This is a genomic window from Shimia sp. R9_2, assembly GCF_017743735.1.
In the GTDB taxonomy this organism is placed as follows: domain Bacteria; phylum Pseudomonadota; class Alphaproteobacteria; order Rhodobacterales; family Rhodobacteraceae; genus Shimia.
In genome coordinates, this window is the sequence record NZ_JAGHRO010000011.1 from 19,850 (window position 1) to 46,464 (window position 26,615).

Below are 26,615 nucleotides of genomic sequence, written 5' to 3' on the forward strand. Positions count from 1 at the left end.
TTTAGCGTCATTTATGCCAGACCACTCAGAAACGCTTCGGCGTTTTCTAAATGCTTCGCTTCTACCTCTGGTGCCATCTTTGCGCCTGTTCGGCACATCATTGCCCAGCGGGGGTTTTCGGCAAGCGCGTCGGAATGTTTGAAGAGGAAGCGCCAATATAGTCCGTCCCAAGTGTCGGACCAATCTCCTTTGGGCCAATGGCTCATTTTGCGAATGTAGTTTGACCCGGAAAAATATGGCTTGGTGGTGATCAGACCACCGTCAGCATGTTGGCTCATGGCATAAACATTGGGAACCATGACCCAGTCATAGCTGTCCACAAACATTTCCATAAACCAGCGGTAGACATCATCTGGCTTGATCTCACACAGAAACATGAAGCCGCCCAGCACCATCAACCGCTCTATGTGGTGGCAATAGCCGGTTTCCAAAATACGTTTGATTGTGTCGTCAATCGGGGCAACTCCGGTGGTGCCATCATAGAAGGCAGCAGGTATTGGCCGGCCATGACCCCAGTGGTTTGAGGTCCGCATGCGCGCGCCCAGATCCTCATAGGTGGCGCGCATAAACTCGCGCCAGCCAATGATCTGACGGATGAAACCTTCGACGGAATTGAGCGGAATATCTTTGCGCTTGGCGTATTCCAAGGTTGCGCGCAAAACCTCTTCGGGCGTGATCAAACCGATGTTTAAGGCCGGCGTTAGAACGGCGTGCCAAAGCCAGCTTTCTCCCTGAACAATGGCATCTTCAAAATCACCGAACTGCGCAAAGCGCCTGTCAAGAAACTGATCTAGCCAATCTGAGGCCGCGCTGTGTGACGTTGGATAATAAAGGGCGTTGAGATGTCCAGGCGCGATTGGAAAGTCGCTCAGAACGCTGTCTTTCGCGGCTTGATCGATATCGTCGTGATGGGGCCAGTCTATCCAGGGCAGGCTTTGCAAAAGCGCTTTGGGCACCTTCTTGCGATTGTCTTCATCAAAACTCCATTGACCGCCCAAGGGGGCATCGCCGTCCATCAAGACGTTCAAACGGCGGCGCTGGCTTTTGTAGTACTCCGCCATAAACCAGCGTTTGCGCCCGGCAGACCACGTTTGATTGTCGGCGCGCGTGTTCAGAAAGCCAGGTGATGGCAGGACTTCAAGTGCGAGCCCCACCACGGCGGCCGCCTGCCGCAGCCGCCTCTCAGCGATGAAATCGACGGGGTCGGCCATGACGACATGAGAGATCTGCTGGGCGGCGAGCCGTTCGAAGGCACGCAAGCAAGCTTTGGTGCAAGGTTCATATGGTATGAGCTCCACATCAAACCCTTTGGCCTCCAGTTCTTGGTGATATCTGGCCATGCTCGCCCGATGGAGCCAGAGCTTCTGTTTGTGCATCTGAGTGGGATATTGCGGATCGCCAAAGAACAAAGGGTCCTCAAACAAAACCACCTTCCGCAAGGGAAAATCAAAGGCGGGGTGCTGGGCAAACAATTGATTTGGAAGCACAAGAGCGGCGTATGTCACAGTGTTTCTCTGTTTGAGTGATGGGATCAGCGGACCAGATCCAGGTCACGCAGGATGGAGGGGATCTTTTTCTTGAGACCAAAGAAGCCCGCCTTGGCATGCGGCCAAGAACGCGCGTCGTAAGGGCGCAAAATCCGATGCAGGTGTATTCCAGCGGCGCGCAGTTTCGGCTCGGCGGCGTCCAGCCGCGCGCGGGCTGGGCCAACAGGGCAATAAGGTGTGACGATGGTGTTGACGTTACAGTCTTTGGCTGCCCTGATCAGGGGTTCCGCCCAATCCTCATGGGCCTCTCCGACCTTCCCAAAAGGCAACAATGCGCTATCCATGGCGTCTTTCGCGAAACTTGATGCCACATCGCCGATCTGGCCAGGTGAGCGGCCATGTGTCGCCGTTAAGCCAATCACATCGACGGGCGGACATGGTACGGTGTTTGCCGCCTCCATGTCTTCTTCTGTGATCAGGAGCAGATATGGCTGCGTGAGCGGCTGATTTGAACGGGCGTGGAGCGCGACGCGCGGATGCTGTTCCGTTTCAACCAAAGGTTCTGCGATATCGGCCAAACCTTGAGGCTGAAACCTGCCATTGGTGTATTTTGCGATATTGTCGGGGCGCGCCAGATAGGTCTTCCCCTTCGTATGAAGCCCAGCCACCCAGCGCCAACTCAACGTGTTTGAGGCAGGATCCCCGTCTACAAGATGGCGCATGAAGACATCCGCCCCCAGTTCCCATGGCAGCCTGAGCGTGAAAATCCAGATTGAGGCTACCCACATCCGCGCGTGATTGTGAATATAGCCGGTAGCGGTGAGCTCTTTCATCCAATGATCAAAACAATCGATGCCAGTGCTGCCGGAGATCGCATTCTGATACGTAGTGTTCAACGCGTCATCGCCTTCCAGCCGCTTTAGGCACGCCAGAAGGTTTCTCTGATAGTTGATCCAGACACTTGGCCGCTGTTCCAGCCAGCCCTTAAAATAGGGGCGCCAAAACACTTCTTGTATAAATTTCTCGGCAGCTTTCTCCCCATGGGCCGCCAGTACACGAAAAAGCACTTCTTCCTCGGTCACCAGGCGATGTCGCAGCCACGGCGATAGCACGGAGACGTTGTTGCGTCTGTCGGCCCCGAAATCATAATTCCGCGTGCGCGCATAGTGACGTCCCGTGCGGGATACAAACTGTTCCAGACGTGCCAAACCCGCCTTTCGGGCGGGTTCAAACCGCACCTGTTCCGGAGGGTCGTTCAGCTGTTCAAATCCCGAGGTCATGCGGCCGCCTTGCAACGTTGCGAACAGTACTTAACGTCTTCCCAGTCCCTCTCCCATTTTTTGCGCCACGCGAAGGGACGTTTGCACACAGGGCAGATTTTCTGCGGCAAATCGGCTTTCTTGCGCATTTTCATGTGACGTCTCCGAAGGGAAGGCTGAGTTGGGCTGGGCTCGTGGCGATCTTTGATTTTCGCTTGTGGGCGCGCCCGGATTTGCGGCTGGCGTGTTTGGCGGCAATGGCATGTGCCTGATCTCGAAACCCAGCTCCCCGCCGTACCGCCCAGACCTTTTCACGAGCGGCCTTTGCCGCCGCCAAGTGGTCAAAAACACGCATCGGATATCTTTGATCAATAACGGCATCGGCGTTTTCCGCATTCCATGGCTCATGGAGATCTTGATCTGCTATCTCGGCCAGCTCTGGCACCCAGCGGCGAATGAACCTGCCTTTTGGATCCTGATCCAAACCTTGCTTGACCGGATTGTAGATGCGGACCGTGTTGATGCCGGTTGTGCCGGATTGCATCTGGACCTGGCTCCAGTGAATACCGGGTTCATAATCCGTGAACATCCTCGCCAGATGCAACCCCGGTGCGCGCCAGTGCAGCCAAAGATGGTAACTCGCTGTGGCCATCATCATCGCGCGCATGCGAAAATTCAACCAGCCCGTGGCGCGCAAGGACCGCATGCAGGCATCCAGAAACGGATAGCCTGTTTCGCCTGACGACCACGCATGTAAAATTTCCGCTTCTGACTCTTTGGGGCGCAAGTCGTCATACAACGGGTGCAGATTGCGAAACTCGATTTGGGGCTCGTCTTCCAGCTTTTGAATGAAATGGCAGTGCCAGTGCAAACGGGCGGAGAAAGACCGCATCGATTTCTGCCAATCCTTGGCGTCTGCTGGCAACGCGCGTCGGGCGGCTTCTGTGGCCTGAGCAACTTCGCGGACCGATATTGCGCCCCATGCAAGGTATGGGGACAACCGCGAGCAGGCGGCGGCCCCTTGCAATGGGCTGGACATCAACCGTTGATAGTATTCGCCGCGCTTATTCAGAAAGCTGCTCAGAACCTCCAATGCCACTTTACGCCCTCCCGCCTGCCGGTGGGGGCAGGGTGTCTCTTGCAGTCCTAGGTCTTTAGCGCTGGGAAGCGTGCCAAACTCGAGGCCCAGTGGTGTGAGCTGCGGAGGTGATATGGTTGGTTGCACCATCTGTGCGTCCCAACGATTGGCCCACCCGTTTCTGGATTTCAGTCGACGAATTACGCCGTGGTTCTGAAGTTCATGCCAGGGCACGCCAGCTTCGCGGCACCAGGCTGCGACCACTTTGTCCCTGCGATAGGTCCAGTCGTTTCCTGTCTCTTCATGCGACCAAAGTGCATCCAGATGGCCTCGTTTTTTTAGAGCTGCCAAGGCCTCGATCACTGTCCCAACTCGAACAATGAGTGGCTGTCCGAGCCGTCCGGTTTCGTCGCGCAGTTCAGCAACGGTTTCGGCTACAAAACCCCACTGCCGCTCTGATGCGTCCGGTTGCAGCCAAAGTTCAGGTTCAACAACATAAAGCGGTAGCACAGGACCGCGCCATGCGGCCTGAGCCAAGGCAGCATGATCTGAGACACGTAAGTCTCGCTTGAACCAAACGACTTGCAAACCCGCGCTTCTCTTTGTGAGTTTTTGTTTGAGATCATACGCTTGATGTCGTGTAGCAGATCAGAAAAAGCGCTGATAGAGCGCGTTGATTGCTTGAAATTTGGGTGTGCGCTATTTGGATTAAGCCGCTGGTTGGGCAGCTGCTGCAGCAATATTTGACTGGGGGCTCCGCGGCCAAATTTGGCAAGTGGCTGAAGCTCTTGACTAAGGCCATTTCGCGGCTGAAGCCAATGCCGCTCATAAGGCAGTCTTTGGTGAAGGGGTAATCCCTTCCGTCACCTATTGCGATCCTGAGGTAGCATGGAGCGGTTTAACAGAAACAGGAAGCCAAAGCGCAGGACACCAATTTTAGAAACGACTTTTTGTGGATGGCATCGGGCCGATCATCATCCATGGGGCGAGAAGAGGAGCCGATCAAATCCCGATACCAAGCGGATTCTTGGAGGGGGTGTTGTTGGTCAGGGCGCGGGCGATCTGATCGCTGAGATCGCCTTGGCGATAGAGATGGGAGCGGATACAGAAGATATCGCATTGACCGTGCACCCTCATCCAACTTTGTCGGAGACAATAGGACTGGCTGCCGAACTGTTCGAAGGCACCATCACCGACCTTTAAGTATTGGTCGCCGCTCATAACCCAGCGACGCGCAGGAGGTTTGCAACCCAAGTATAATGCTCACCATTCTTGAAGCAGGTCGGCCAGGCCCAGTTTTCTGCGGTAAAGCTGGGCTGCAGGTCGCGGATCTGGCGGGCGTGTCTGCGGGCGAGTGGCAGGTTGTTTGCGTCAGCGGACAGAACGCACAACACCACACGCGCGCGTACGCTGCCTGGACTGACGCGCAGCACATTATGTGCGTGTTGCCATGCGCTCTGGTCGCCGGATAAGGCCAGCGCCATGGCCAAATTGGCCTCGATCCAGATGGGCGGGTGGGGGGTAAGTGCGAGGGCCTGACGGCACAAGGCGATCTCGCCGTCGAGTTGGTCGTCATACCCCAAAAGCCCTGCGTGATATCCGAGCAGTTCGGGACTGTTCTGAAACTGATCCAGAACTTGTTGCATAAGGCGGCAAGCCTCGCTGGTTTCGCCAGCGACATTGCGTGTAAACGCCTCAAGTGCTGCGCAATAAGCATCATTGGGGTGGCTTGCACGCAGAGTCTGGCAGGTAGAAATCACCTGATTGAGTGTCTGCTCAGGCGTGGTATCCATACCCAAGCGGATCATGTCCAACCGGCAAAACCCGATCGCGACGTGGGCAGGCAAATAGCCCTCATCCAACGACAAACAGATCTCATATTGTTGAATTGCACGCTTTAGTCCGTCCTGTGTGGTGTGGCTTTCCTGAATGCGTCCCTGCTGAAAGGCGGTCCAGATTTCGGTTGTGGTGGTGCGCGAGGACCAGATATCGGACCAGTGGCCGTCACGCAGGTTCAGCTGCAAGGCCTGTACGACCTGCATTGAGATTTCTTCGACGGCATTAAACGTGTCTTGCGCCTGAAACCGGAAACGTCCCGCCCAAAGACAGGTTTTGTTGAGTGACGAGGTCAACTGAGCAGAAACACGCATACCCTCGGCGCCGATGATCACCCGCCCGCTTAAGATATACCCCTCAACCGGGCCTTCCTGGCGGCTGGCATCCCGCAATTCAATCACATCGGAAAGCGTTCCGAGTAAGAACATGAGTTCGTCGTGGATTGAGCTCGCTGCAATATCCAATTCGGCATCATTGCCGACTTGCTCCATCTGTTCGACCATAACGGTGGGGCGCTGACGTCCCCATTGGGGTAGCCCTCTTGGCTGAAACGGCAATCTGTTAGGGGTTTCTTCACTTGTTTCGAGATCCCAATAGGCCTGCCGTTCTACGGTCAGCCAGTCCTCAAATTCCGGATCCGCGACGTCCAGTCCTTCGAGCAATTCAGAGCGGTCCGGCAATAACTGCTCATCAAACAAATCGACCTCAAGCGTGCCCAGTTTGATGGAAACGGTTTCTCGATCGATTTCCAGAAAATCGAGGCCGAACTTGCCGAAATGTTTGGTCAGCACGCTCAGCTCTTTGCGTAGTGAAGAGGCTCCCTGCGCCGGAGCGCTCGTGCTCCACAGCCGGTCCTGAATCCAGACCCGGCTGCGGACCGTGTTTTTTGACAATAAGACCAGCGCGATAAGCGCCTTGGCCTTGGTGCCGCGTGGCGTCGCGTCCCGCCCATCATCGCAGATGATCTGAAACGGGCCCGAAAGGAAAATCTTGGTTCGAGCTTGGCTCATGGTCATCCGTCAGACAGGCCGCAAAGCCTTTGTTACTTGCCGCACCCGCGGACCGAGATTCCACCCATAGCTTCGGCTGCGATGTCGCGCAGATCATACTCGTCCAGAGGGGAGGGTTCGGGTTTGCCTCTCTTTGAGGAGATATCCGGGATCACCACGTGAACCTGTTTTGGGCTATCGTAGACAAAAGTAATCTCCGGGTTCAGGGACTCGCCGCTTTCGCTGGTACCGGCGAACATGTCCCGAATGATTTTTTCGCCTGCTTCGCGGTTTGCACCTTGCGACTGATCGGACGCGGCCGCCAGTTCAAGAATTGCGTGGCCAAGTTCCTTAAGTGAGAAACTGTCATTCAGTTTCAATCGTGCCATTCCAAAAGTCCTTTTTTGGTTCAATAATAATAGTTAATAACCCCTTAAGCAGTTTGCCGGAACTGAAAATGACCGACACATTCATTCAAAGTGCCGAAACCGGGAAACTTATTTCCAAACCATCCTTTGCCGACTTTCCTGACAACGCCCCAATTCATGTGGCGTTTCGGCTGATCGAGCTGCGTGCGGGCAGCATTTCTCCGCCAGGAGCGATGAAGCGGCGGGTGGCTTTCGGGGTAGCGGATACTCCCGAACAGGCTGCGCGATTGTCGGGTTTTGAGGCAATTGAGCGTTACGCCCTGCAATACAGTTCAGATCAGGATCGGACCTGCCACAGTCTGATTGCGTCAGGTGGTGGTTCATACGAAATGCCGAGGGCGGCCTTGGCGATTGGGGCGCCAGACACCAATGGCGCCGTTACCTCCAAAGGGGCCGCAGCAGGACAAACACATGCTGATGCTGCTTTGCGCGCGGTCTATGAATGCCTTGAGCATGCCTTGGATCAGATGGGGGAGTATACTCACCGCGTCGCGCCAGACTGTTTGCCGCAAGCCCTAAATGCGTGGCTATCGCGGCATTTGCGCAAACTTGACATCCATGTGCTGCCGGTCCCCGACATTGGGCTATTTGTGCGCGCCGTGTGCAGTGATTTCGATGGCGGGCGGCCTTGCTATGGCACAGCTTTTGCCAACGACTTGGAACAGGGCGCGTTGAGCGCGGCAGGGGAAGCAATCGTGTCGTGGCGCAATATGGTCACTTTGGACCACAAAGGGGTCACGCCAAAGGATATGGACGCTGAGGAGGCGCGTTTCTTTGAGCTCTACCGTGGTGCGCGAGGGGATCGGCCGATGTCGCCACAGCAAGAGTTTAGCCGCGAAGCGTGGCAAATTCTGCCACCAGACCTTAGTCGCGCTCTGGAGTACGCGGCCAATGTCTTGGGCAAACCGGTTGCTGTGTTTGACATGACCGCCGCAGACGTACCGCTACCTGTTGTAAAGGCCGTGCCTGTTATGAGTTGATATGCTCATAAACCGGCCAGCGCTCTGTTAGCTTTCGCGCAAGCCCCGCGTGCCGGGAACCACCCCTAGCGGATTTTCATATTGATCCGCAAAGGTGGCAATCTGTTTGCATCGTTCATAGCTCGGCAGTCCCCGGGTAATTGAGGCACACGGTCGCGTGGGGATGTCGCGAAACTCATCATTGGCGATCGGGCGCGGCGTATCTCCGATCACAACCAGCGGTCCCACCTCGATCAAGCGCGCCAAAAGGTAGCCCGACACAACTGAGGTTCGCGCCCCGTTGGTCCAAAGCAGGTCATCCAGAAAATGCGGATCTTCGTCGCCGGGGCCGAACTCAAGCCGCATCATCATGCCGTCTGTTCCTCGAGAAAAGCGCCCCCATTCTTGTGGAACAGGTTCACCATCAAGGCTCAGATCCTTGGTTCTGAGCGCACGCAGGTAAACCCCCAAAGGATTGGCAAAGGCCATCACCCGCCCCTGAGGCGGGTTTTTGCCCCGTAAGAAAACCTGATCGTAGGCTGCCTGAGCTGCGCCGGCATCAGCATTACGGCAATAAAGATCTTCGCGATCTACCGACAGGAAGATTTCTTCCAGTTTGGCGCGTCTGCGTTTGCCATCCTGATGGACCGCATAGGGAAATGACCCGAAATGCACGACAAAAATCAGATCGCTGAGCCCGTTGATGTTTTCGGCCATGAACAGCACATGTTCCATATTTAGTGGGTGTTCAGGCGGTTGTGCCCTGCCGAACCCAACCAACCTTCTGCGGAAGGTTTCGGTGCGTGTTTTGACAGTTAAGCTATTCCATTGCTGCTCAGGGATGCCAAACAGCTCTTCGGCCTCATAACGTCGGCCAGTGATACTGGTCACACGCTGCAGGAAGTAAGGCAGGTCATAAACCGCCATCGCTTGCCACCACTCCATCAGTTCGGTTGTTGCAATGAACCGTTTGGGCCGCAGATTTCCATCGCTGTCAGGGCGCATGATCAGCGCATATTCCAGGTATTCATTATGCAGCTCTGCCCGTCCGGGCCATCCCCAGTCCGAAAGTTGAACAGCCAGTTCTTCGCCCAGACAATCCAGGGGTTCACGCGGGTTCGCTGGCCATTTGATAGAATGAGCGATTTTGCCATCAGCGATCTTCGACGGGTCAGTGACCAAAAAGGGGCTGGCTTTGTGCGAATTTATCTTGTCGAGAATTGTGTCGTTCCATACGGTAAGCACTGCATCGCTTACATCTGGGTCCGCGCGTCCTGGAGACTGAAAAATGTACATCGTTACGTCCCTTAAACAATTCGGGATTAAGTTTGTGCGGCCGCAAGAAAGGCCCTGCGGCCGCGCCGTCCCACAGAGCATAGATTGGGGCAAGCTCTGTTGGGGATGGTGAAGAATTCACCGGCGCTGCCACTTAGGCATTCACCGGTATGTCGTTTTTGCTCGCCTGTCACAATTGGGGTTGCGGTGGCAGGTGGCGGGTCCACCAATCACTCAGGCTACAGCCAGAAACGCGGATTTCAGAGCTGCCGGCCCCATTGCCAGAGATCGTTAGAACGTCACCATCGAAGGTTTCAATCGTCATGGTCACATTAGAACGGAAGGTCGCCATATGTTCCGCTAAGATGCCGACAGCAATCCGCTCGCCCATGCGCAGGCTGTCGAAACTGTCGCTATAATAATTCACACCGGCCATGCAGCCTGCAAGGGACATGTTTTCAGCCAGTTTGTTCAACTCACCGTTCAGGGTCAGCACGTCAGGGGCATCGTCACCCTTTGTTTCCTTTAGGTTCAGGCCTCCGTCTTCCGGCACAAATGCAGCGGGCGCACCCGCCTCTTTCAACGACGTCGGCCTCTGGTCTGCGCCATGGGTGCAGAAAAATGCTTTGAGCACAGTCACACACCCTCCAGCTATCGTTGCATGCCCGGCCCCATAGGACGGATGCATGGGCGATCCTCCCGGGGAAGCCATCGGCAACAATAGGTTGCGTGTCATTTGGGGCAGGCGGCTCCAAGAGCGGGTGCTGTGCTTGAAGCGTCGTTCAGAAGGAGCTGCAACAATCGCCTCAATCAGGTTGAAGTCATCGGTAGAGGCAGACCCCAGCTTGTCCAAATGCTGAGTGGCCATCGCCTCCGCCGCGCCAAGCTCTGCGCCGTAGCCGTTTTCAATCAAGCAAGCCACACTACCAAGCTTTTCGGGGCGGGCGCGGTTATGCGTCTCAAATTTCTGTTGCCAAGAAGCTCTATGCGCCCGTTTGGCGGTCTCAGACAACAGAGACAAAAGTTGCTCTTTTCCCGAGCCGTCAAAATGCCGCGTATCCTCATTTTGGGATAGGCCAAGATCACTTTTGGTTTCCCAATCAAACAGCAATGTGGCCGCATTAAGATAGGGCTTACAAGATGCATCAGTGCAGGCCAGTGTGGCTAGGTCACGCGGCGTTTCAATAAACTTTTTTGTGCCTTCAAAAGCAGCGCGCTCTTTTTTCGTATTGGCGCCGTTTTGAACATCCAGCCACTCTGCCCAATCGCGCAGATAATCCACACCGGGTGCGCGTTCGATGATCCGCGGGTCCCAACGCCCGATCTTAACTTGAGCGCTTTTTCCTTCTGGCGCCGCAGCCCCATGGAGCAAAAACTGCGAAACATAAGGGCCATCGGCGCAACCGGCGCTTGAACCGCGGAAAAGAGTTTGCGGCGTTAGGTTTTCGCCATCTCGCATGCGCCTGCTGGAAGAGACCATGCTGAGCGGATTGCCTTCGGCATCGGTTGGCGTTTGCTCAGGATCAAACCAAGGCATATTGGTCAAGGCAGCAGCGACCTGCTGAGAGGTCTTGCTGGTCCTCATGGCCTCAAAAGAAAGATCCCGGAGATACGCCATTGCATATAGCTCGGCCATTTCCGCTGCCAATTCATCTGACCCCAGGCAGGGCGCGGGCGCCAAGGCAACAGAGTTTGCTTCTGGTGCTTGCGCAACCAATTGATGGTACGCAAAAGGCATGTCCCAATTGCGCCATGAAAATTCGCTACCTTCCGCATTGGGGCGGGTTTGGAAGCTGCCGCAATATGCCGGTGAATCAAAAAGCGCGATCCGGTTCCCCATGTTGTCGGTGTAGCTAGGATCTGAAATTTCCTCAAAAAAGTTGTTGTAGGAATACGTTGTGACGATTCCGAAAGCATTGTGCTCCAATCCTTTGGAAAACCGGGTTGGCCATATGCCGGGAAATGCCTCCGCCTCGCCGTTGCAGCGGGTTTCAACGGCCAAAGCCCTCAGAGGAATGGCTGCCGCACGGCACTTGAGTGCCTCGACCACTTGACTTGATTCTGGAATTCTAGCGGTGGCGTAAGCAACATTTGCCTCTTTAGTCATGATGCCCTCCTTGGTGTGCAGAGGCATCAGGAACAGGCGGCATTACCGGATCGTTACCGATTTCACTGGGATCGTTACTCTGAGAAAAACTTGACGGAAACTTAGGACGGTTTTGGTATTTGTCTTTTTGCGAAAAGTCTTGTGTTTTGAGAGTGTAAGTAATCGATTAGCGGGTTAGTCAGGCAAGAATTGGCGGTGATAGAGCGATAGGCTATATGTCAAACCCAAAATTCAGGGTCCAAGAGACGCTCTGCTTAACCATTCACCAAGGTCTTTTTCGGCAGATGCGATGACTTCGGTATTTAATATGTGGATGCGCATCGCTTTTGACACTGCCCTGACGCGCTTGTTGATCGCTACATCAGCATGCGCCAGGGGCAGGTCGTTGACGTCCAACTTTTCATAGATCGACAGCAACCGGTTCTGCACAGTCCGTAGGGCGAGTTTGCGGCGCTGCGCTATGATCTTGTCCGGCAGTCCAAGCGCCAAATCAGAGAGAATTGCTAGCTCGACTTCGGTTAATGCTTCACTTGAGCGGCTCTGTTCGCTTTGAATCTGATGGATCTCGCGATCGACCATGATCTGGCCTTCGAGCAGCACCGCGCGTAGGGCCAGTTGCATGCGAGAGGGGCTCGCGGTTTTGAGCACGTATCCATAGGCGGCTTCTTTCGGGACGATCCGCGCAATACCACGCAGATAAGCTTCGTCAGAATAGTTTGACCAGAACAGAATGCGTGTGCTCGGTCGTTCGGCCCAAATCGTGCGCGCGGCTTCAATCCCGTTGCGCTCTTGCATGCGCAGGTCCATCACAATCGCTTCGACAGCATCGTCGCGAGCCATCTGTTCACCCTCGCGCCCGTTTGTAGCCAATTCCATTTCTATAGCTTCAGGCAGCGCTTCCGAGACCAGTTCCATGAGGTAGTTGGCATGCATGGCATCATCTTCAACCAGGAGGATCTTCATGCTGGCATCTCTTCCTTGCTGGTGCACTGTGATGTCGGCAGACAGACAATGACCTCGGTGCCATTGGAATAGGAGATATCGAACTGTGCGGCGATGAGCCTGGCGCGGGTGCGCATATGCATCAGCCCACCCGATGCCTTTGCTGGCTCCAGTTCTGGATGTGTTTGACCATCATCGTGTACCGATAAATACAAACCGTCGCGGCAGGCGATCTCGACTGTGATGGACTGCGCCTGCGCGTGGCGAACAGCGTTGTTAATCGCCTCTTGCGCGATCCGAAACAGTGCGATCCGTTTTGCTTGGGGCAACTGATCGACAAGCCCATCTGACAAATCGCGTACATCAATCTCCAGTTGCCGGTCCGGCCCTACGGCGCGCTCCAAATGTGTACGAACTGCGTGCTGAAACCCGAAAAGTTCCAACAGAGAAGGGATCGACATGTCTATGATGGTTCGCAAATCCTGAATGCATCTCTGCATATGGTCGCGCAAAGCGGCAATATCTCGCTGCGATTTGCAGCATTCCAACTCGCGGCTTATCCGCGTCAGGTCCGCCAGCGTTTGGTCATGCAGGTCCATGCCAATGCGTTGGCGTTCCTGTTCCAGCGCATCGGTCAGACTTGACGCCCCAAGCCGTAAGCCTTCTTCGCGCGCCTGCACTTCGGCCCGCATGATCGCCTCGCGTTTGGCCTGCTCAGTAGCGCGCAACGCATAAAAGTAAGGTGCCAAAATATCGGCAATATTGCGTACCTGTTCGACGGCGTTTTCATCGTAGTAGTCTGGCTGTTGGGATGAACAGTTGAGGGCGCCAATCGTGCGGCCCAGCACTTTCATTGCGACATTCACACGACTGCGCATCTGGTGCCGTATGATCGGCCCTGCATCTGCGCCTTCAAATATGTAACGGGGGTCTTCTAAGGCGTTGCCCGTTAGCAGGCTGTCACACTTGCCTGTCAGGATATCGCGCACAGGTGATACCGCGACCGGAGCACGCGTACGGCTCCAACTGGTGCGCAGGCCGACTTCGTAACTTGTGTTGAGCTGCCCGTTTTCATCGACGAGACATACATCCAAGTGATCCACATGCAAAATGCGGTCGATCTCGGATTTGACCGAGCGCAGCGCGGATTTGATATCGAGGTTTCCTGCCAGATGGTTTGAGATCCGCAGGTAATAGGCAAGATCAGCCATTTAAGACCCTTTGCAAAGCAGGCATTGAAACTATAGCCAGAGCGATACCGCGTGTCATGCGGGTTGCCGCAGCCTCTTTGCGGGAAGCCGCAAGCAATGCGCGCGGACTACTCTTACCCTTATCGCCGAAACTCGGAATCTTTGTCGCGCAGGCCCCTTTTGGGGGCAAGAATGCATGTGCGGCAGTGTGGCCGCTCTGGGAGGATACCATGAAACTTAAGGCCATTTTATTGGGTGCTACGACTGGATTAGCCGCTTTGGCTGCGACACCTGGCATAGCAGACACATCAGACAAACGTATTGCGTTGTCCAACAACTACGCGGGAAACTCATGGCGCCAGGCGATGCTTGAAAGCTGGCAGAAGAATGGTGACGCAGCGGTGGCTGATGGCGTCGTTGCTGCCGCTGACGCGTTCACGACTTCCGAAAACCAGGCTACCGAACAAGCGGCTCAAATTCAGAATATGATCCTGCAGGGGTATGACGCTATCGTTATAAACGCTGCGTCGCCGACAGCCATCAACGGCGCAGTCAAGGCGGCCTGCGATGCAGGCATTACCGTTGTATCGTTTGACGGTATTGTGCAGGAGCCCTGTGCATGGCGCATTGCTGTTGACTTTCAGCAGATGGGACGTGAGCAGGTAAAATACTTGGCTGAGCGCTATCCCGATGGCGGCAACCTTCTGGAGATTCGTGGACTTGCTGGGGTTTTTGTTGACGACGAGATCAGCGCGGGCATTCATGATGAAGTCAAGAACACGAAATTCGAAATTGTCGGATCGGTTCATGGTGATTGGGCTCAGGACGTGGCGCAGAAAGCAGTTGCCGGTATACTGCCCAGCCTGCCCGATATTGTAGGTGTCGTGACCCAAGGGGGCGATGGATATGGCGCCGCGCAGGCGATTGGCGCAACGGATCGTGCGATGCCGACCATTGTGATGGGCAATCGTCAGGATGAATTGCAATGGTGGGCTGACGAAAAAGCGGCCAACGGGTATCAGACCACTTCGCTGTCCATTGCTCCGGGTGTCAGCACACTCGCATTTTGGGTGGCACAACAGGTTCTCGATGGGTATAGCGTTCCCAAGGATTTGACCGTTCCCTTCCTGACTATTTCGGAAGCCTCTCTGGAAGAGGCGCTGAAAACCACACCTAAGGGGTCGGTCGCAAACGTGGAATACACGCTGCAACAGGCCAAAGATGTGATCGCGGCGGCCAAATAACTTATGCCTGATACTCAAACGATACCCGGCGCACTAGATGCGCCGGTTGTCTCGCTCGACGCGGCGGATATGTCCTTTGGCCTTGTTCATGCCCTGCGCCAAGCGACAATGGCCGTAGCCGCCGGGGAATGTGTTGGTCTGGTGGGGCACAATGGCGCGGGTAAGTCGACCTTGGCTAATGTGATCAACGGACGGCTTTCGCCGACAGGTGGAGGGGTGACGCATCGCTATGCCAATATCGCGATGACAAACAGTGAGAACGCGCGAAACGCTGGAATTCGTAGCGTGTTTCAAGAGCTATCCCTTTGTCCAAATCTTACCGTTCTGGAAAACCTGCGGATCACGTACTGGAATATGTCGCGTAGAAATTGGCGGCGCACTGCGAAGCAAAAAGTTACTGATGCGCTGGATTTGGTTTTTCCCGGGCATGACATCCGTCCACATGCCACCGTGGGTGCTTTGACCATTGCGCAACGGCAGATGGTTGAGATTGCCATTGCGTTTGCCGATCGGGATAGCGAACCCAGCCTTGTTATTCTGGATGAGCCAACATCGTCGCTCGACGCTGCGATTGCTCAGCAATTGCTGGCTCACATCAACCGGTTTTGTGCTGCAGGCGGGGCTGTTCTGTTTATCTCTCACATGATGGGAGAGATTTTTGAGGTCGCGACCCGGATCATCATCATGAAAGACGGCCAAATTGTTGACGATCAACCTGCTCGAGCGTTTACACGTAGCAGTATCGTGGATGCGATGGGCCATGTTGCACCAGATCATGATGAGGCGGTGGTCGATCGTGCTAACCGCCCGCTCGGAAATGAAGTGATCCGCGCCGAAAACGGCTTGAGCGCTCGTAAAGGTGAAATTGTAGGTCTTGCCGGTCTAGCCGGGCATGGGCAGGCCGAAGCGCTGGCGCAAATCTATTTTGATCATTCCCCCTTGTGGAAAACGACAAAGACACCGGAAGTCGTATTCGTCGCCGGAGACCGATCCCGTGACGGAGTGATGCCGCTTTGGTCGATCCTGCGCAACCTTTCACTGACCACCCTGAACGAGTTCAGCCGTAGGGCCATGGTGGATCATGGCGCAGAGGTTGGATTGGTGCAGAGCTGGAAAGAGCGGATCGGTATTCGCACCGATAATTTACGCAATCCGATCCTGTCCTTGTCAGGCGGCAATCAGCAAAAGGTACTGTTTGCCCGCGCGCTTGCCTCCGCTGCACCCATCGTGGTGATGGACGATCCAATGCGCGGTGTGGATGTGGGCACTAAGAAAGAAGTTTATCAGATGCTTCAAGATGAAGCTGCCAGGGGGCGTAGCTTTCTTTGGTATTCTACGGAAACGGACGAAATTTTAGAGTGCGACCGGGTGTTTGTGTTCCGCACCGGTAGAATTGCAGCAGAGTTGATTGGCGAAGAAATAACCGAAGAGAATATCCTGCGTGCTTCCTTCGAAATGCAGGAGGCCGCCGAATGACTGCTGAGCGGATGCGGTTACTACTGCCTGTTCTGTCACTGGCGGTGCTTTTGGGCGCCGTCTTCTACTTACAACCCCGCGCCATGAGCTATTTCGGGCTAAATCTGCTGTTCAATCTGGCGATCCCTGTTGCCTTGGCGACGATTGCCCAGATGATGATTATCATGGTCAATGATATTGACCTCTCCATCGGTGCCTTTGTCAGTTTTTGTGCCTGTGTGACAGCGACATTTGTGCATGACACGCCACTAATCGGCTACTCTATCCTGTTGCTTGCCATTCTGGGATACGCCGCGCTGGGAGCTTTGATACAGTTGCGCGGGCTGCCAGCCATCGTGGTGACACTGGGTATGTCTTTCGTTTGGGGCGGACTGGCTGTGTTGATCTTGCCTTCCCCAGGTGGCGCTTCCCCTGAGTGGCTGAAGGCTTTGATGGTTTTCAAAACACCTCTGGTTCCGATTGCGGTGATAGTACCTCTGATCATTGCTTTTGTGGTGCATGTGCTGATCAAACGTTCCTGGGTCGGCGTGGTCCTGCAGGGGCTCGGAGGAAATGAACGCGCAATGGAGCGGGCGGGCTGGTCTGTCGTCCAGTTGCGCGCGGGGGCGTATGGTTTGGCGGGGCTGTTCGGGGTGCTGGCGGGCATGTGTCTGGTTGGGCTCACGACAGCCGCCGATGCCAATATCGCGCTGCGCTATACGCTCTTGTCGATAGCTGGGGTGATCTTGGGTGGTGGCGAGTTTGTCGGCGGGCGCATTTCGCCGTTTGGGGCTGTGATTGGTGCGCTGACACTGACATTGGCGGCCAGTTTTCTGTCTTTTCTACGCCTGTCACCGGATTGGCAAATTGGTGCGCAGGGCGCGATCTTGATACTGGTTCTGGCGGTCCGGCTGCTGTTTGTACGCAAAGGGGTTACCGCATGACTGACAAGATGTTGTCTTTAGAACCAAGCGCCAATCGGCTTTCTGACCTGATCCGCAAACCTTGGCTTTGGGCTTATATTGCGGCGGCGCTGACATTTGCTGCGACCAGCTTGGTTGCAGGGTCCGCAGCCGGATCGCTTCTCTATGCGGCACTAACCTTTGCGTCTTTTTCGGCCATTGTCGGTATCGGGCAGATGCTTGTTATCACCATGGGCCCGGGCAATGTTGATTTGTCGATCCCCGCTTCTATGACGCTGGCGGCGACCTTGGCACTGAAATTCATGGACACGCAAACTGAGTTGATCCTGCCTGGGTTCTTGATTGCGATCGGTGTGGGCATGGGCTGTGGAATCCTGAATTTCGCTCTGATCTTGATGCTGCGCATCCCGCCGATTATTGCCACGCTGGCTGCGTCGTTTCTCTACCAATCTCTGGCGATTTGGTCGAACCGTGGCTTGCGGATCAAACCGCCCGAACCTCTGGCAGAATTCGCAACAGGGGGCACCCTGGGTGTGCCCAATGTGGCACTGGTCGGGATCGCATTGGCGGTTTTCGCATATGTGTTGTTGGAGAAGGCCATTGCGGGGCGTTGGATCTCCGCCATCGGGCAAAATCTGCGTGCTGCACGGTTGAGCGGCGTGCCTGTAAACATCGTACGCTTTGCCGTCTATGTGAACTCTGCTGTTTGCGCTGCGCTTGCCGGATTTCTTCTGGCTAGTTTTTCCGGCGGGGCCAACCTGAACATGGGGACAGAATACATGCTGATGTCGATTGCCGTCGTAGTCATCGGTGGATCCTCGATCGGCGGAGGTAATTCGAACGTCCCCGGTATCTGGGGCGCAGCGCTTTTCATGTTCCTGATCGTCTCGATGCTGAACTCATATGGTCTGGGGGCCGGGATACGACTGATCCTTACAGGGCTTGTGATTGTGTGCGTCGTCGCGCTTGCCAGTCGGAAAGGATACAACACATGATCCGTGCACAGCTCTATGACATCGTTAAGCCCGAGTTCCGTGATTTGATTCACGAAAATCTGAGCCTGACACGGATTTCGAGCGGACATGCCTGGACGGAAGGTCCCGTCTGGTTTCCTGCGCATAAGCAGCTTTTGTTTTCAGATATTCCGAACCAGCGCCTCTGCCGTTGGACACCGGATGGCGGGACCAGCGTATTTCGCGCACCCTCGAATTTTGCCAACGGCAACACACGCGATCTGCAGGGGCGTTTGGTGACCTGTCAGCACGGAACGCGTTCGGTGGTCCGCACGGAGTATGATGGAAGTCAAAAAGTCATTGCAGATGCCCATGAGGGGAAGAGGCTAAATTCCCCCAATGATGTGATTGTACATTCCGATGGCTCGATCTGGTTTTCCGATCCCACATACGGAATCCTTTCGGATCTTGAAGGCAGCCGTGCTGATCCCGAGCAAGAGGGTAATTTCGTCTACCGCGTGGCACCTGACGGGCAAGAGATCAAACCGGTCGCAACAGATTTTGTTCAGCCCAATGGGTTGGCTTTTTCTAGGGATGAAAGCCGGCTCTATGTGGCGGAGTCTGGCAGCAGCCATGATGCGTCAGTACCGTCAGTTCTAAAAGTCTATGACGTTATGTCCGACGGAGCGTTGGCAAATGTGTGCGACTTTTCGGCAATCGACAATGGTTTGCCAGATGGGTTGCGTGTCGATCATCATGACAACGTCTGGTGCTCAGCCAATGATGGCGTACACGTCTTTGCGCCAACTGGGGACCTGATTGGCAAGGTTTTGGTTCCTGAACGGGTCGCCAACCTTACCTTTGGCGGAGAGCGCGGGAATGTCCTCTTCATCACCGCCACAACCTCAGTCTATTCCGTTTTCGTGAATACCGGAGCGAGCTAAGCGTTCTCGTGTCGTCAATCAGATGGCGATTTGGGCTGCGGGTGACCGAGAGCACCCCACGGAAATCATCGTCGATAGAGCGTATCAAACAGGATTTCGCCCAAGCATTTTTGGTGACCGATGTCGTCAAGACTGCGTTATCCAGCGGCGATCTATATGGCTGGCTAATTCACCCTTTTTCAGCGCCTGACAGTGTTCCCGCACGCACGTATTTTTGGGAAGCAAGAAACAGCAACAGCACCGGTGCGATGACCAAAATTGCCGCAACAATTGCTTCCGGCTTGTTGATTGGAATATCGCTGGCCACATCATTGCCCAATGCGCCGGAACTGCTGACCAAGACGGCAAGGCCGATGGGCAAGCTGTAGAGCTCATCTTTGGTGAGCAGCACAAAGGCCAGAAAATAGTTGCTCCAATTGGCGAGAAAACTGAAGAAGGCGACCAGTGCGATCAACGGTTTGGAGAGAGGCAAGGCGACCTTGCTAAAGACTTCAAATCGGCTCGCGCCATCAATGCGCGCAGCATCTATGAGCCCATTGGGCAGCGAAGTGGCGTAGTAGATATAGGCGAGATAGACCCCAAACGGAAAAAACGCGGTGGCGATGATCATGCCTAGATAGCTGTTGTTCAATCCGAAGGCCTGCATCTGGAGGAAGATCGGCAGCGCAACCACGGTGTTGGGGGTGATCATCGCCACCAGCGTCAGCACCAAAATGGTCTTGCGCAAGGCGAAATCATAAGTTGCCAGTATGAACCCCGCCGGGAGCACCGCGACCAGTGACAGGCTGACGCCGCCGATGGTGTAAATGGCAGAGTTCAGGGCCCATCGGCCAATCTGAAAGTCATTGTAGGTTGTCAGATTGTGCCATGTCTGGGCCAACATCTCAAAGCGACCCAAAGAAAATGGCCCCGATGAAAACAGCGTGGGTTCGTCCCGAAAGGCTGCGAGTAGAAGCCACAGAATTGGTGTGGCGTAAAAGACAAAGGCAAGCCCGAGGCAGAGCCAAACGATGAACCATCCCAACCGGGCATTCAAAGGGGGTGTTTTCTGAGCAGCGGCCATGGGTCAATCCATTTTGTAAAACCGCGTGCCAAAGACAACGCAGAGAGAGATGAAGATCGCGACCCCGAGGAGCATGGTGCTCATCGCGGCGGACGCGCCAAAATCACCCAAGTTAAACGCATATTGGAACGCCAACTGGTTTACTGACCAGTCAGGGCGTGAATAGGTCGATCCTGCCAGCGACATAAGCTGGGGTTCCACAAACATCTGGATACCGTTTGCAAAAGACAGGATGGCCATCAGCGCAAGGGAACGCCAGACCATCGGCAATTTGACCCGCGTTGCAATCTGGAACTGGTTGGCCCCATCCACATGGGCGGCCTCAACCACTTCTTTTGAAATGCCTTTAAGCGCGCCGCCAATAACCACGATCCAGCCGCCGGAATAGGCGAGATAGGCCATCAAGGCAAAGACGACAGGGTAGCCGAAATGTGACACGACTTGACGGCGGTTCTCCCATCCAAGCGCTTCAAACAAAGCGCCATAGGGGCTCACGGCGGGGTCCAGAAGAAAGAGCCAGAGGATCACGATAGCGGATGATGTTATCGCGCCAGGTAAAAAGAACGAGGTTCGCAGTACAGACGCCGTGCGATCCGGCAGGGCGTCCAGCATCAACGACAGACCCGCTATGCCGACAACCATCATGGTTAGCCAGATGGCGACATAGGTGAACACATTCTGAATGGCTTCAATCAGGCGGAAGTCATTGAGAACAAATTCGTAATTTGTGAAGCCCCAGAACACCCAGTCGATTGTGTCCATGAAGCTGAGACCGATCGCATAGACAACCGGCGCAATCCCGAAGAAGCCAAGCAATGCCAGATAGGGTGCCATCATCGCGATGATGAACCAGCGATCCTGCCGGCGGCGTTTTTTAGGGTCTGAATTGGGCGCTGAGATTTGTGTCATGGATGCCTGTGAGCGAGCAAGGGGAGGCGGCGTGTGCCGCCTCCGAACAGGGTTAGTTTGCGATCTTATACCCGGCAACTTTGGCGGAGTTTTCTATTTCAGCTGCATAGTCTGCCAGCTTGTCCACGATGCTGTCGTCAGATGCTCCGTCGATCTTGGCAAAGGCTGCCATGATATCAAAGCGGTATCCGGCATATGAAGGATGTCCGTAAGGTGCTGAAGCTTCCATTTTGTCGTAGACATCTGTTGCGGCATACCAAGGATCGCTGGCGACGCGATCTTTCCAAACCGCGGAACTGTCCGCATGGGCAGGCATAGTGGTTGCTTTGCCCTGCAGGCCGGTGTCTGTGGTCATCCACTCAATGAGTTGCACTACCTCATCGGGGTGCTCGGATTTGTGGTAACCGCCAAAAACACCGCCACCCCAGCTCCAAGCGACAGGTTGCTCCTGATCCTGAAACTTCAGAGATTCAGAGGCTGCAACGATGCCGCCATCCAGCTCATAGAGAGGTCGCATTACGTGTTCACCAAACCATGTCGGGCCGTTAAACATCAACAGCTTGCCGTCTTTGACGTCGGTCACAAAGGACGGCTCAAACGGGCCGTGAGGGCTCAGGGCGCCATTCGCGCGCATCCGGTCCACCATGCCTGCGGCTGCAACGCAACCGTCATTCGCCATATCGATTTTGATCGTATCGGTGGATCCTTCCACCAGGAACCCAGGCTCACAACCGCCCGCAATCAGCATATTCATCACCGGTGTCGGTTGCGTACCTGTACCGACGATCATCCCGTTTTGTGCAGCCACCTCCCCAATTTTTTCAAACTCTTCCCAAGTTGCCGGGACCGCCAGTCCCAGTTCATCAAACTTCGGTTTGTTGTACCAAGTGATGAAATGGGCCAGATCGTTGCGCAAGCACAGGAGGCGTCCGTCTCCGGTTTCGCATGGCGAGAGTGAGCTTGGCAGGAAGCTGTCAACGACGGTGGCGTCTACCTTGTCGCTGAGATCCATCAGATAGTTTGAACGGCGGGTGGACAATTGCGCAATCTGCTGTAGCTCTGCCATGAAGATCACATCGGGCACATCGTCCCCTGAGCGCATCGCAAGTTGCAATTTTGCAGTCTGGTCCGGCGGGGCGACCGTAACAATATCGAGCTCAATGTTGTCATGGGCGGCATCGAACGCTTTGAAAGGCTCTATGCGCGCTGTGTCTGACCATACAGTCAACTTCACCGGATCTGCCGTTGCACTGCCCGCTGCAAGCGCTGCGGCGACGGTTGTCAGAAGTATCCGTTTCTTCATCTTGGGTCTCCTCCCTTAGTGACCGGATTATCGGATGGATTGGCCTGTGCCATCAAAGACGTGGAAGTCGTCAGGGGCGATTGAGACGGGTACGATATCGCCCCGTTTTTCGCTGGCTGAGGCTGGTAATTGCACGACCAGAGGTGTTTCGCTGCCATAGTCGATATGGGCGTAACTTACGTGGCCGAGCTGTTCTAGTGAGACGATTTCCCCTCTGAAATTCAAAGCGTCAGTTTGCTCGGTTCCGATCTGCACGGCTTCGGGGCGAATGCCGAGCGTCAGATCCGACTGTCCCGTCAGGTCGCACTGGTTCAGAGCAACGGATTTTTGCTCTGCCAGTTCAATCTGAACCAAGTTCGAGCCAGCCGCAGTCGCCGCGATGAAATTCATTTTGGGCGAGCCTATAAATCCTGCGACGAAGAGATTGTTTGGGTGATTGTAGAGCTCCAGAGGGGTGCCAATTTGCTGAATTCTGCCACCGTCAAATGCGACGATGCGGTCAGCCAGTGTCATTGCTTCGACCTGATCATGGGTCACGTAGACCATTGTAGCGCCGACATTGCGGTGCAGTTTTTCGATCTCAAATCGCATTTCAACGCGCAACGCAGCATCCAGATTTGACAATGGTTCATCAAACAGAAACACCTCGGGATTGCGCACAATCGCGCGGCCGATGGCAACGCGTTGGCGCTGACCTCCCGACAGTTGGCTGGGTTTGCGCTCCAGCAGTTCGGTAAGGCGCAGAATACGCGCCGCTTCGTGGACACGACTGTCCACCTCCGCTTTTGAAACCTTATTCAGACGCAGATTGAAGGCAATGTTCTCAAAGACAGATTTGTGCGGGTACAGCGCGTAAGACTGAAACACCATGGCGATGCCGCGCTCAGCGGGTGAAGCGTAGGTTACGTCATGATCACCAATCTGGATCTGACCCGCAGTGGCATCTTCAAGCCCGGCAAGAATGCGCAACATCGTCGATTTACCAGAGCCTGATGGCCCGACAAAGACCACAAATTCTCCTGGCTCAATGTCGAGATCAACACCAGCAATGACCTCAAGTGCGCCGAAAGACTTGCGAATATTGCGAAGCAGAACCTTGGACATGGATTAGTCCCGCCGCTGATCTACGACAGTTTTGGACAAAGCGGTCGCATCCAGTTTTTCCCGATCAAAGCGATGCCCAATACCCGGCTCCTGAGAGATGTTTAATTGTCCATCAATGATGGAGATCGCCCCCATGTCGTTGAGGGTGTGAATGTGGTCTTCGTCGAAGATGATCTGTTCATAAAAATCATTGTTTTCGATGGCTCCGCACAGCTGCGCGTTTTCCAGCCCCATGCCATGTACCTGTGCGCGCATACCGAAGCTATCGGACAGTTGCGCGATCTTCATCGAGCCCGTGAAGCCACCTTTGAAGTGGAAGCTCACACGCGTCATATCGAGCGCCCCAGCCTCAATCCAGCTTGCCGCGTTCCAGTGTACGCCGTCAGACGTTTCTGCTGCCAGAATGGGTATATCAAGCTTGTCCGCGAGCTTGGCGTAGGACCCGAGGTGGAATTCACGCATCGGCTCTTCGTACCACATGTACCCTTCGTCCTGCAGGGCCTTGCCGACGGTCAGCGCATCGGCGTAGTCCCAGCCTGCTGACCCATCAAACATAAGCGGCGCGTCAGGCCCAACCCATTTGCGTAGGGCGCGGATCAATTCGATGTCTTCTTTCACCAGCCCCCAAGCATGCAGTTTGTATGCCCCAAAGCCGACATCTCGGCAGGCTTTGATGTTGCGCTCATAGGTCGCCAGATCTTTCCAGGTCGCTGTGGAGGCATAGGCCGGGATAGACGTTCTGGAGCCTCCTAGCATCACATGAAGGGGCATCTCAGCCACTTTGGATTTGAGATCCCAGCACAGCATATCGAGGATGCCAAGTTGGCGCTGGTGGAACTCTTCCATGCGGTCGACTTCCCAAACGCGGGTCCACATGCGCTCGGTCATCAGAGGGTTGTCACCGATAAAATGCGCGAAACGGCGCCTGACGACGTCGAACACCGCGTCCCCCATTTCGACAGTGACAAAACCGGATCGACCGCACTCTGTCTCCATGAGGATAGACGCCAGCCTAGGACCTTCGCCGTCAGGTAAGCCGCCGTGCGACGTTGGCAAACCAAAACGCCATATGATTTGTGGCGCACGTGGTGCCTCATGAACCCAACATGTGAATTTGGCTATCTTCATTTTAATCCTCTTTTTTGCCACCTTAAAAATATTTTAAAGCCTGTAAAGAATATTTTTTGGCTCAAAAATTCTCCCTGGGGTTTTCAGGAGCCTGGTGTCAGTGCTAAAAGAAGCAAAAAATTGATCGGAAAAGCAGCGCATGACGGAGATGGTTTTGGATCAGGTTTACATCCCTGAAACGCTTGAAGAACTGCCAAAGCATTGGAATGCGGGATTTGAAAAGTTCATTCAGGCCGTCGGGACGGGCCAATTGCCACCGGGCACGACATTAACTCAGGCACAGCTATGTGATTTACTTGGTTTGTCGCTGACACCACTGCGAGAGACATTGGTTTTGCTGGAGGAATACGGCCTGATCGAAGTGAAGCAGCGCGCAGGTGTGACCATTCTAAACCCCGAATTGTCATTTGTTCGCGAAAACTATCAGTTCCGGATCCTCATTGAAGAGGAAGCACTTCGATCTTTTGCTGCAAGCGTGAATGACGACTGGCTGAAAGCTGTGCGGGATCGCCATTTGATGTTAATCGATTGCTTGGAGCGGGAACCGGACAACATGACAAACGTCGCTGCTTTTGTGGCTCTGGATCAATTTGTTCATTCAAGTTTTGTCGAGGCACTTAACAACAAGTCCATGCTGGCGACCCACAATCGGCTGCAACAGAACATTCGCATGGTGCGCTCAATGCAGAAAAATGCCGCCTATGTACGCAATTTGCTGAGTGCTGCGAATGAACATCTGGCGATCTTCGAACAGGTTGAAAAGAAAGACCACGATGGAGCAGCCCAGAGTTTACGCAGGCACTTTGAGGCGTCTATCTACCGAGCAGTGGTGTCTTACTAGCCTAGGCAATTTTGCGGATGCAAGAGGTCAGCATATGCAGCGAATGGGGATGGTGATTGGCATCAAGCCGGAGAAAATCTCGACCTATAGGGACCTACATGCACAGGCTTGGCCTCAAGTGCTGGCCAAAATGACTGAAGGCAATTTCCGTAACTTTTCGATCTTCTTGCACGAGGCTGAATGTCTTTTGTTCGGGTATTGGGAATATCATGGAAGTGACCTGGAAAAAGACATGGCTCTTGTTGCTGCCGATCTGAAAACGCAAGAGTGGTGGGCGCTGACCGATGAATGTCAAAGACCTCTTCCTGGTCGGGCGGAAAGTGAGCACTGGGCGATGATGAAAGAGGTCTTTTATCACTCGTAAGAGACTTGAATGCTTAGCACCGTACGAGATGGTCGTTCCTCATCTCTCACGGCTGAAACAGAGTGAGGCATTTTGGAAGTCTGGGCCAAGCGCAATTACTCCATAGAAACCCACAAAACCTGAGCATCTTCATCGCTGGTCGAAACGCACCCATGACCCATCGCGCTGTCGTAGTAGATGGAGTCGCCGGCCTTCATCGCCAAGGGGCGATAATGCTCTGACAGAAACGTAAGCTCGCCGCTGATGACATACATGAATTCCTCACCGGAGTGACGGATCCAGGTTTCAAACTCAGACACATCGCGCGCTTTGATCGTCGCAATGTATGGCAGCATCCGTTTGCTCGAGAGTTCGGTGCAGAGAAGCTCATGGGAATAAGTAGAGGTTTCCCGCCGTTCGCCCTGACCGGATGGGGTAAAGTCGCGGCGACCTGAAATCCCTGTCTGCCCGGACTGCACAAACAGTTGCGGCGGGTTCATGTCCAGTGCCTGTGTCAGCCTCCTAACGATGTCAAAACTCGGGCGTGTTTGGTTGTTTTCGATCTTTGAAAGCGTCGAACGACCGATCCCCGCCGCACGGCAAGTTTCCTCTAAGGTCCATCCTTTTGCCCGTCGTGCCTCACGAATCGAACGTCCAAGAGCAGCAACATCCTCTGCATCTTCGATGCCCGAGGCGTCGTGACGAAATTCGTCGTCCATAAAATATCCTCATTTTTCTGAACGTTACCACTTCCCTAGGGGGTCAGCAATGAATCTAAAAAGGGAAAGGATTGCAATAAGATACTAAATTCCCCTATAGGAAACTTAATTCCCTATCGTGGGCGTGACTGTTGGA

25 protein-coding genes are annotated in these 26,615 nt (G+C 54.6%); 9 read left to right on the plus strand and 16 right to left on the minus strand.

Annotated features, from left to right (window positions below):
* Positions 1–11: 11 nt before the first annotated feature.
* The 4 genes from J7400_RS19180 to J7400_RS19195 are packed head-to-tail and all read right to left on the minus strand — an operon-like array spanning position 12 to position 4,412.
* Positions 12–1,505, minus strand: a complete 1,494-nt coding sequence (locus tag J7400_RS19180; RefSeq protein ID WP_209065713.1) for a cryptochrome/photolyase family protein — start codon at positions 1,503–1,505, stop codon at positions 12–14.
* Between the two features lie 26 nt (positions 1,506–1,531).
* Positions 1,532–2,767 (minus strand): FAD-binding domain-containing protein, encoded by a 1,236-nt coding sequence (locus J7400_RS19185; RefSeq protein WP_209065714.1) that lies wholly within the window; start codon positions 2,765–2,767, stop codon positions 1,532–1,534.
* Positions 2,764–2,901, minus strand: a complete 138-nt coding sequence (locus tag J7400_RS19190; RefSeq protein WP_209065715.1) for a DUF2256 domain-containing protein — start codon at positions 2,899–2,901, stop codon at positions 2,764–2,766. Before J7400_RS19190 ends, J7400_RS19185 begins: the two co-directional genes overlap by 4 nt.
* Entirely contained in the window at positions 2,898–4,412 is a 1,515-nt protein-coding gene (locus J7400_RS19195; RefSeq protein WP_209065716.1) for an FAD-binding domain-containing protein, read from the minus strand. Before J7400_RS19195 ends, J7400_RS19190 begins: the two co-directional genes overlap by 4 nt.
* A gap of 300 nt (positions 4,413–4,712) precedes the next feature.
* On the opposite strand from J7400_RS19195, the gene J7400_RS19200 reads away from it, so the two are divergent.
* Positions 4,713–5,027 (plus strand): hypothetical protein, encoded by a 315-nt coding sequence (locus tag J7400_RS19200; protein WP_247738924.1) that lies wholly within the window; start codon positions 4,713–4,715, stop codon positions 5,025–5,027.
* A 14-nt stretch (positions 5,028–5,041) separates the two neighbouring features.
* On the opposite strand, the gene J7400_RS19205 is transcribed toward J7400_RS19200, so the two are convergent.
* Together J7400_RS19205 and J7400_RS19210 are read right to left on the minus strand one after the other, a co-directional pair.
* Positions 5,042–6,670: a hypothetical protein gene (locus J7400_RS19205; protein WP_209065717.1), complete on the minus strand. Its 1,629-nt coding sequence runs from the start codon at positions 6,668–6,670 to the stop codon at positions 5,042–5,044.
* Positions 6,671–6,702: 32 nt separating this feature from the next.
* Positions 6,703–7,038, minus strand: coding sequence for a hypothetical protein (locus J7400_RS19210; protein WP_209065718.1), 336 nt, complete (start codon positions 7,036–7,038; stop codon positions 6,703–6,705).
* Positions 7,039–7,106: 68 nt separating this feature from the next.
* Here J7400_RS19210 and J7400_RS19215 point away from each other — a divergent pair, with 68 nt between their 5' ends.
* Positions 7,107–8,057, plus strand: a complete 951-nt coding sequence (locus J7400_RS19215; RefSeq protein WP_209065719.1) for a YcaO-like family protein — start codon at positions 7,107–7,109, stop codon at positions 8,055–8,057.
* A 27-nt stretch (positions 8,058–8,084) separates the two neighbouring features.
* Here J7400_RS19215 and J7400_RS19220 read toward each other — a convergent pair whose 3' ends face one another.
* The 4 genes from J7400_RS19220 to J7400_RS19235 form a co-directional block, all read right to left on the minus strand.
* The gene (locus J7400_RS19220; protein ID WP_209065720.1) at positions 8,085–9,413 is read right to left on the minus strand and encodes a hypothetical protein; all 1,329 of its coding nucleotides are present in this window, start codon (positions 9,411–9,413) and stop codon (positions 8,085–8,087) included.
* A gap of 88 nt (positions 9,414–9,501) precedes the next feature.
* Entirely contained in the window at positions 9,502–11,418 is a 1,917-nt protein-coding gene (locus J7400_RS19225) for a hypothetical protein (RefSeq protein ID WP_209065721.1), read from the minus strand.
* A 231-nt stretch (positions 11,419–11,649) separates the two neighbouring features.
* Positions 11,650–12,381 (minus strand): response regulator transcription factor, encoded by a 732-nt coding sequence (locus tag J7400_RS19230; protein ID WP_209065722.1) that lies wholly within the window; start codon positions 12,379–12,381, stop codon positions 11,650–11,652.
* On the minus strand, positions 12,378–13,571 hold the full coding sequence (locus J7400_RS19235; protein WP_209065723.1) for an ATP-binding protein: 1,194 nt from the start codon (positions 13,569–13,571) through the stop codon (positions 12,378–12,380). The genes J7400_RS19230 and J7400_RS19235 overlap by 4 nt, the downstream gene beginning before the upstream one ends.
* Positions 13,572–13,780: 209 nt before the next feature.
* On the opposite strand from J7400_RS19235, the gene J7400_RS19240 reads away from it, so the two are divergent.
* The 5 genes from J7400_RS19240 to J7400_RS19260 are packed head-to-tail and all read left to right on the plus strand — an operon-like array spanning position 13,781 to position 19,069.
* Positions 13,781–14,794 (plus strand): substrate-binding domain-containing protein, encoded by a 1,014-nt coding sequence (locus J7400_RS19240; protein ID WP_209065724.1) that lies wholly within the window; start codon positions 13,781–13,783, stop codon positions 14,792–14,794.
* Between the two features lie 3 nt (positions 14,795–14,797).
* Positions 14,798–16,270, plus strand: coding sequence for a sugar ABC transporter ATP-binding protein (locus J7400_RS19245; RefSeq protein WP_209065725.1), 1,473 nt, complete (start codon positions 14,798–14,800; stop codon positions 16,268–16,270).
* Positions 16,267–17,193: an ABC transporter permease gene (locus J7400_RS19250; RefSeq protein WP_209065726.1), complete on the plus strand. Its 927-nt coding sequence runs from the start codon at positions 16,267–16,269 to the stop codon at positions 17,191–17,193. The genes J7400_RS19245 and J7400_RS19250 overlap by 4 nt, the downstream gene beginning before the upstream one ends.
* Positions 17,190–18,167, plus strand: a complete 978-nt coding sequence (locus tag J7400_RS19255; protein ID WP_247738925.1) for an ABC transporter permease — start codon at positions 17,190–17,192, stop codon at positions 18,165–18,167. Before J7400_RS19250 ends, J7400_RS19255 begins: the two co-directional genes overlap by 4 nt.
* Positions 18,164–19,069, plus strand: coding sequence for an SMP-30/gluconolactonase/LRE family protein (locus J7400_RS19260; protein ID WP_209065727.1), 906 nt, complete (start codon positions 18,164–18,166; stop codon positions 19,067–19,069). Before J7400_RS19255 ends, J7400_RS19260 begins: the two co-directional genes overlap by 4 nt.
* Before the next feature lie 169 nt (positions 19,070–19,238).
* Here the strand turns inward: J7400_RS19260 and J7400_RS19265 are convergent, their stop codons facing one another.
* Genes J7400_RS19265 through J7400_RS19285 form a run of 5 tightly spaced genes read right to left on the minus strand, consistent with a single transcriptional unit; the run spans position 19,239 to position 24,336 of the window.
* Positions 19,239–20,132: a carbohydrate ABC transporter permease gene (locus J7400_RS19265; protein ID WP_209065728.1), complete on the minus strand. Its 894-nt coding sequence runs from the start codon at positions 20,130–20,132 to the stop codon at positions 19,239–19,241.
* Between the two features lie 3 nt (positions 20,133–20,135).
* On the minus strand, positions 20,136–21,041 hold the full coding sequence (locus J7400_RS19270; RefSeq protein WP_209065729.1) for a sugar ABC transporter permease: 906 nt from the start codon (positions 21,039–21,041) through the stop codon (positions 20,136–20,138).
* A gap of 52 nt (positions 21,042–21,093) precedes the next feature.
* On the minus strand, positions 21,094–22,344 hold the full coding sequence (locus J7400_RS19275; protein ID WP_209065730.1) for an extracellular solute-binding protein: 1,251 nt from the start codon (positions 22,342–22,344) through the stop codon (positions 21,094–21,096).
* A 27-nt stretch (positions 22,345–22,371) separates the two neighbouring features.
* Positions 22,372–23,448 carry an ABC transporter ATP-binding protein gene (locus J7400_RS19280; RefSeq protein WP_209065731.1) on the minus strand — a complete coding sequence of 359 codons (1,077 nt, stop codon included), beginning with the start codon at positions 23,446–23,448 and terminating at the stop codon, positions 22,372–22,374.
* Positions 23,449–23,451: 3 nt separating this feature from the next.
* Positions 23,452–24,336, minus strand: coding sequence for an enolase C-terminal domain-like protein (locus tag J7400_RS19285; RefSeq protein WP_209065732.1), 885 nt, complete (start codon positions 24,334–24,336; stop codon positions 23,452–23,454).
* A 379-nt stretch (positions 24,337–24,715) separates the two neighbouring features.
* Between J7400_RS19285 and J7400_RS19290 the strand changes: the two genes are divergently transcribed.
* Together J7400_RS19290 and J7400_RS19295 are read left to right on the plus strand one after the other, a co-directional pair.
* A complete protein-coding gene (locus J7400_RS19290) occupies positions 24,716–25,417 on the plus strand; it encodes a GntR family transcriptional regulator (protein ID WP_209065733.1) in 702 nt (233 codons plus the stop codon).
* Between the two features lie 34 nt (positions 25,418–25,451).
* The gene (locus tag J7400_RS19295) at positions 25,452–25,781 is read left to right on the plus strand and encodes an L-rhamnose mutarotase (protein ID WP_209065734.1); all 330 of its coding nucleotides are present in this window, start codon (positions 25,452–25,454) and stop codon (positions 25,779–25,781) included.
* A gap of 95 nt (positions 25,782–25,876) precedes the next feature.
* Here J7400_RS19295 and J7400_RS19300 read toward each other — a convergent pair whose 3' ends face one another.
* Entirely contained in the window at positions 25,877–26,479 is a 603-nt protein-coding gene (locus J7400_RS19300) for an XRE family transcriptional regulator (RefSeq protein WP_209065735.1), read from the minus strand.
* Between the last annotated feature and the right edge of the window lie 136 nt (positions 26,480–26,615).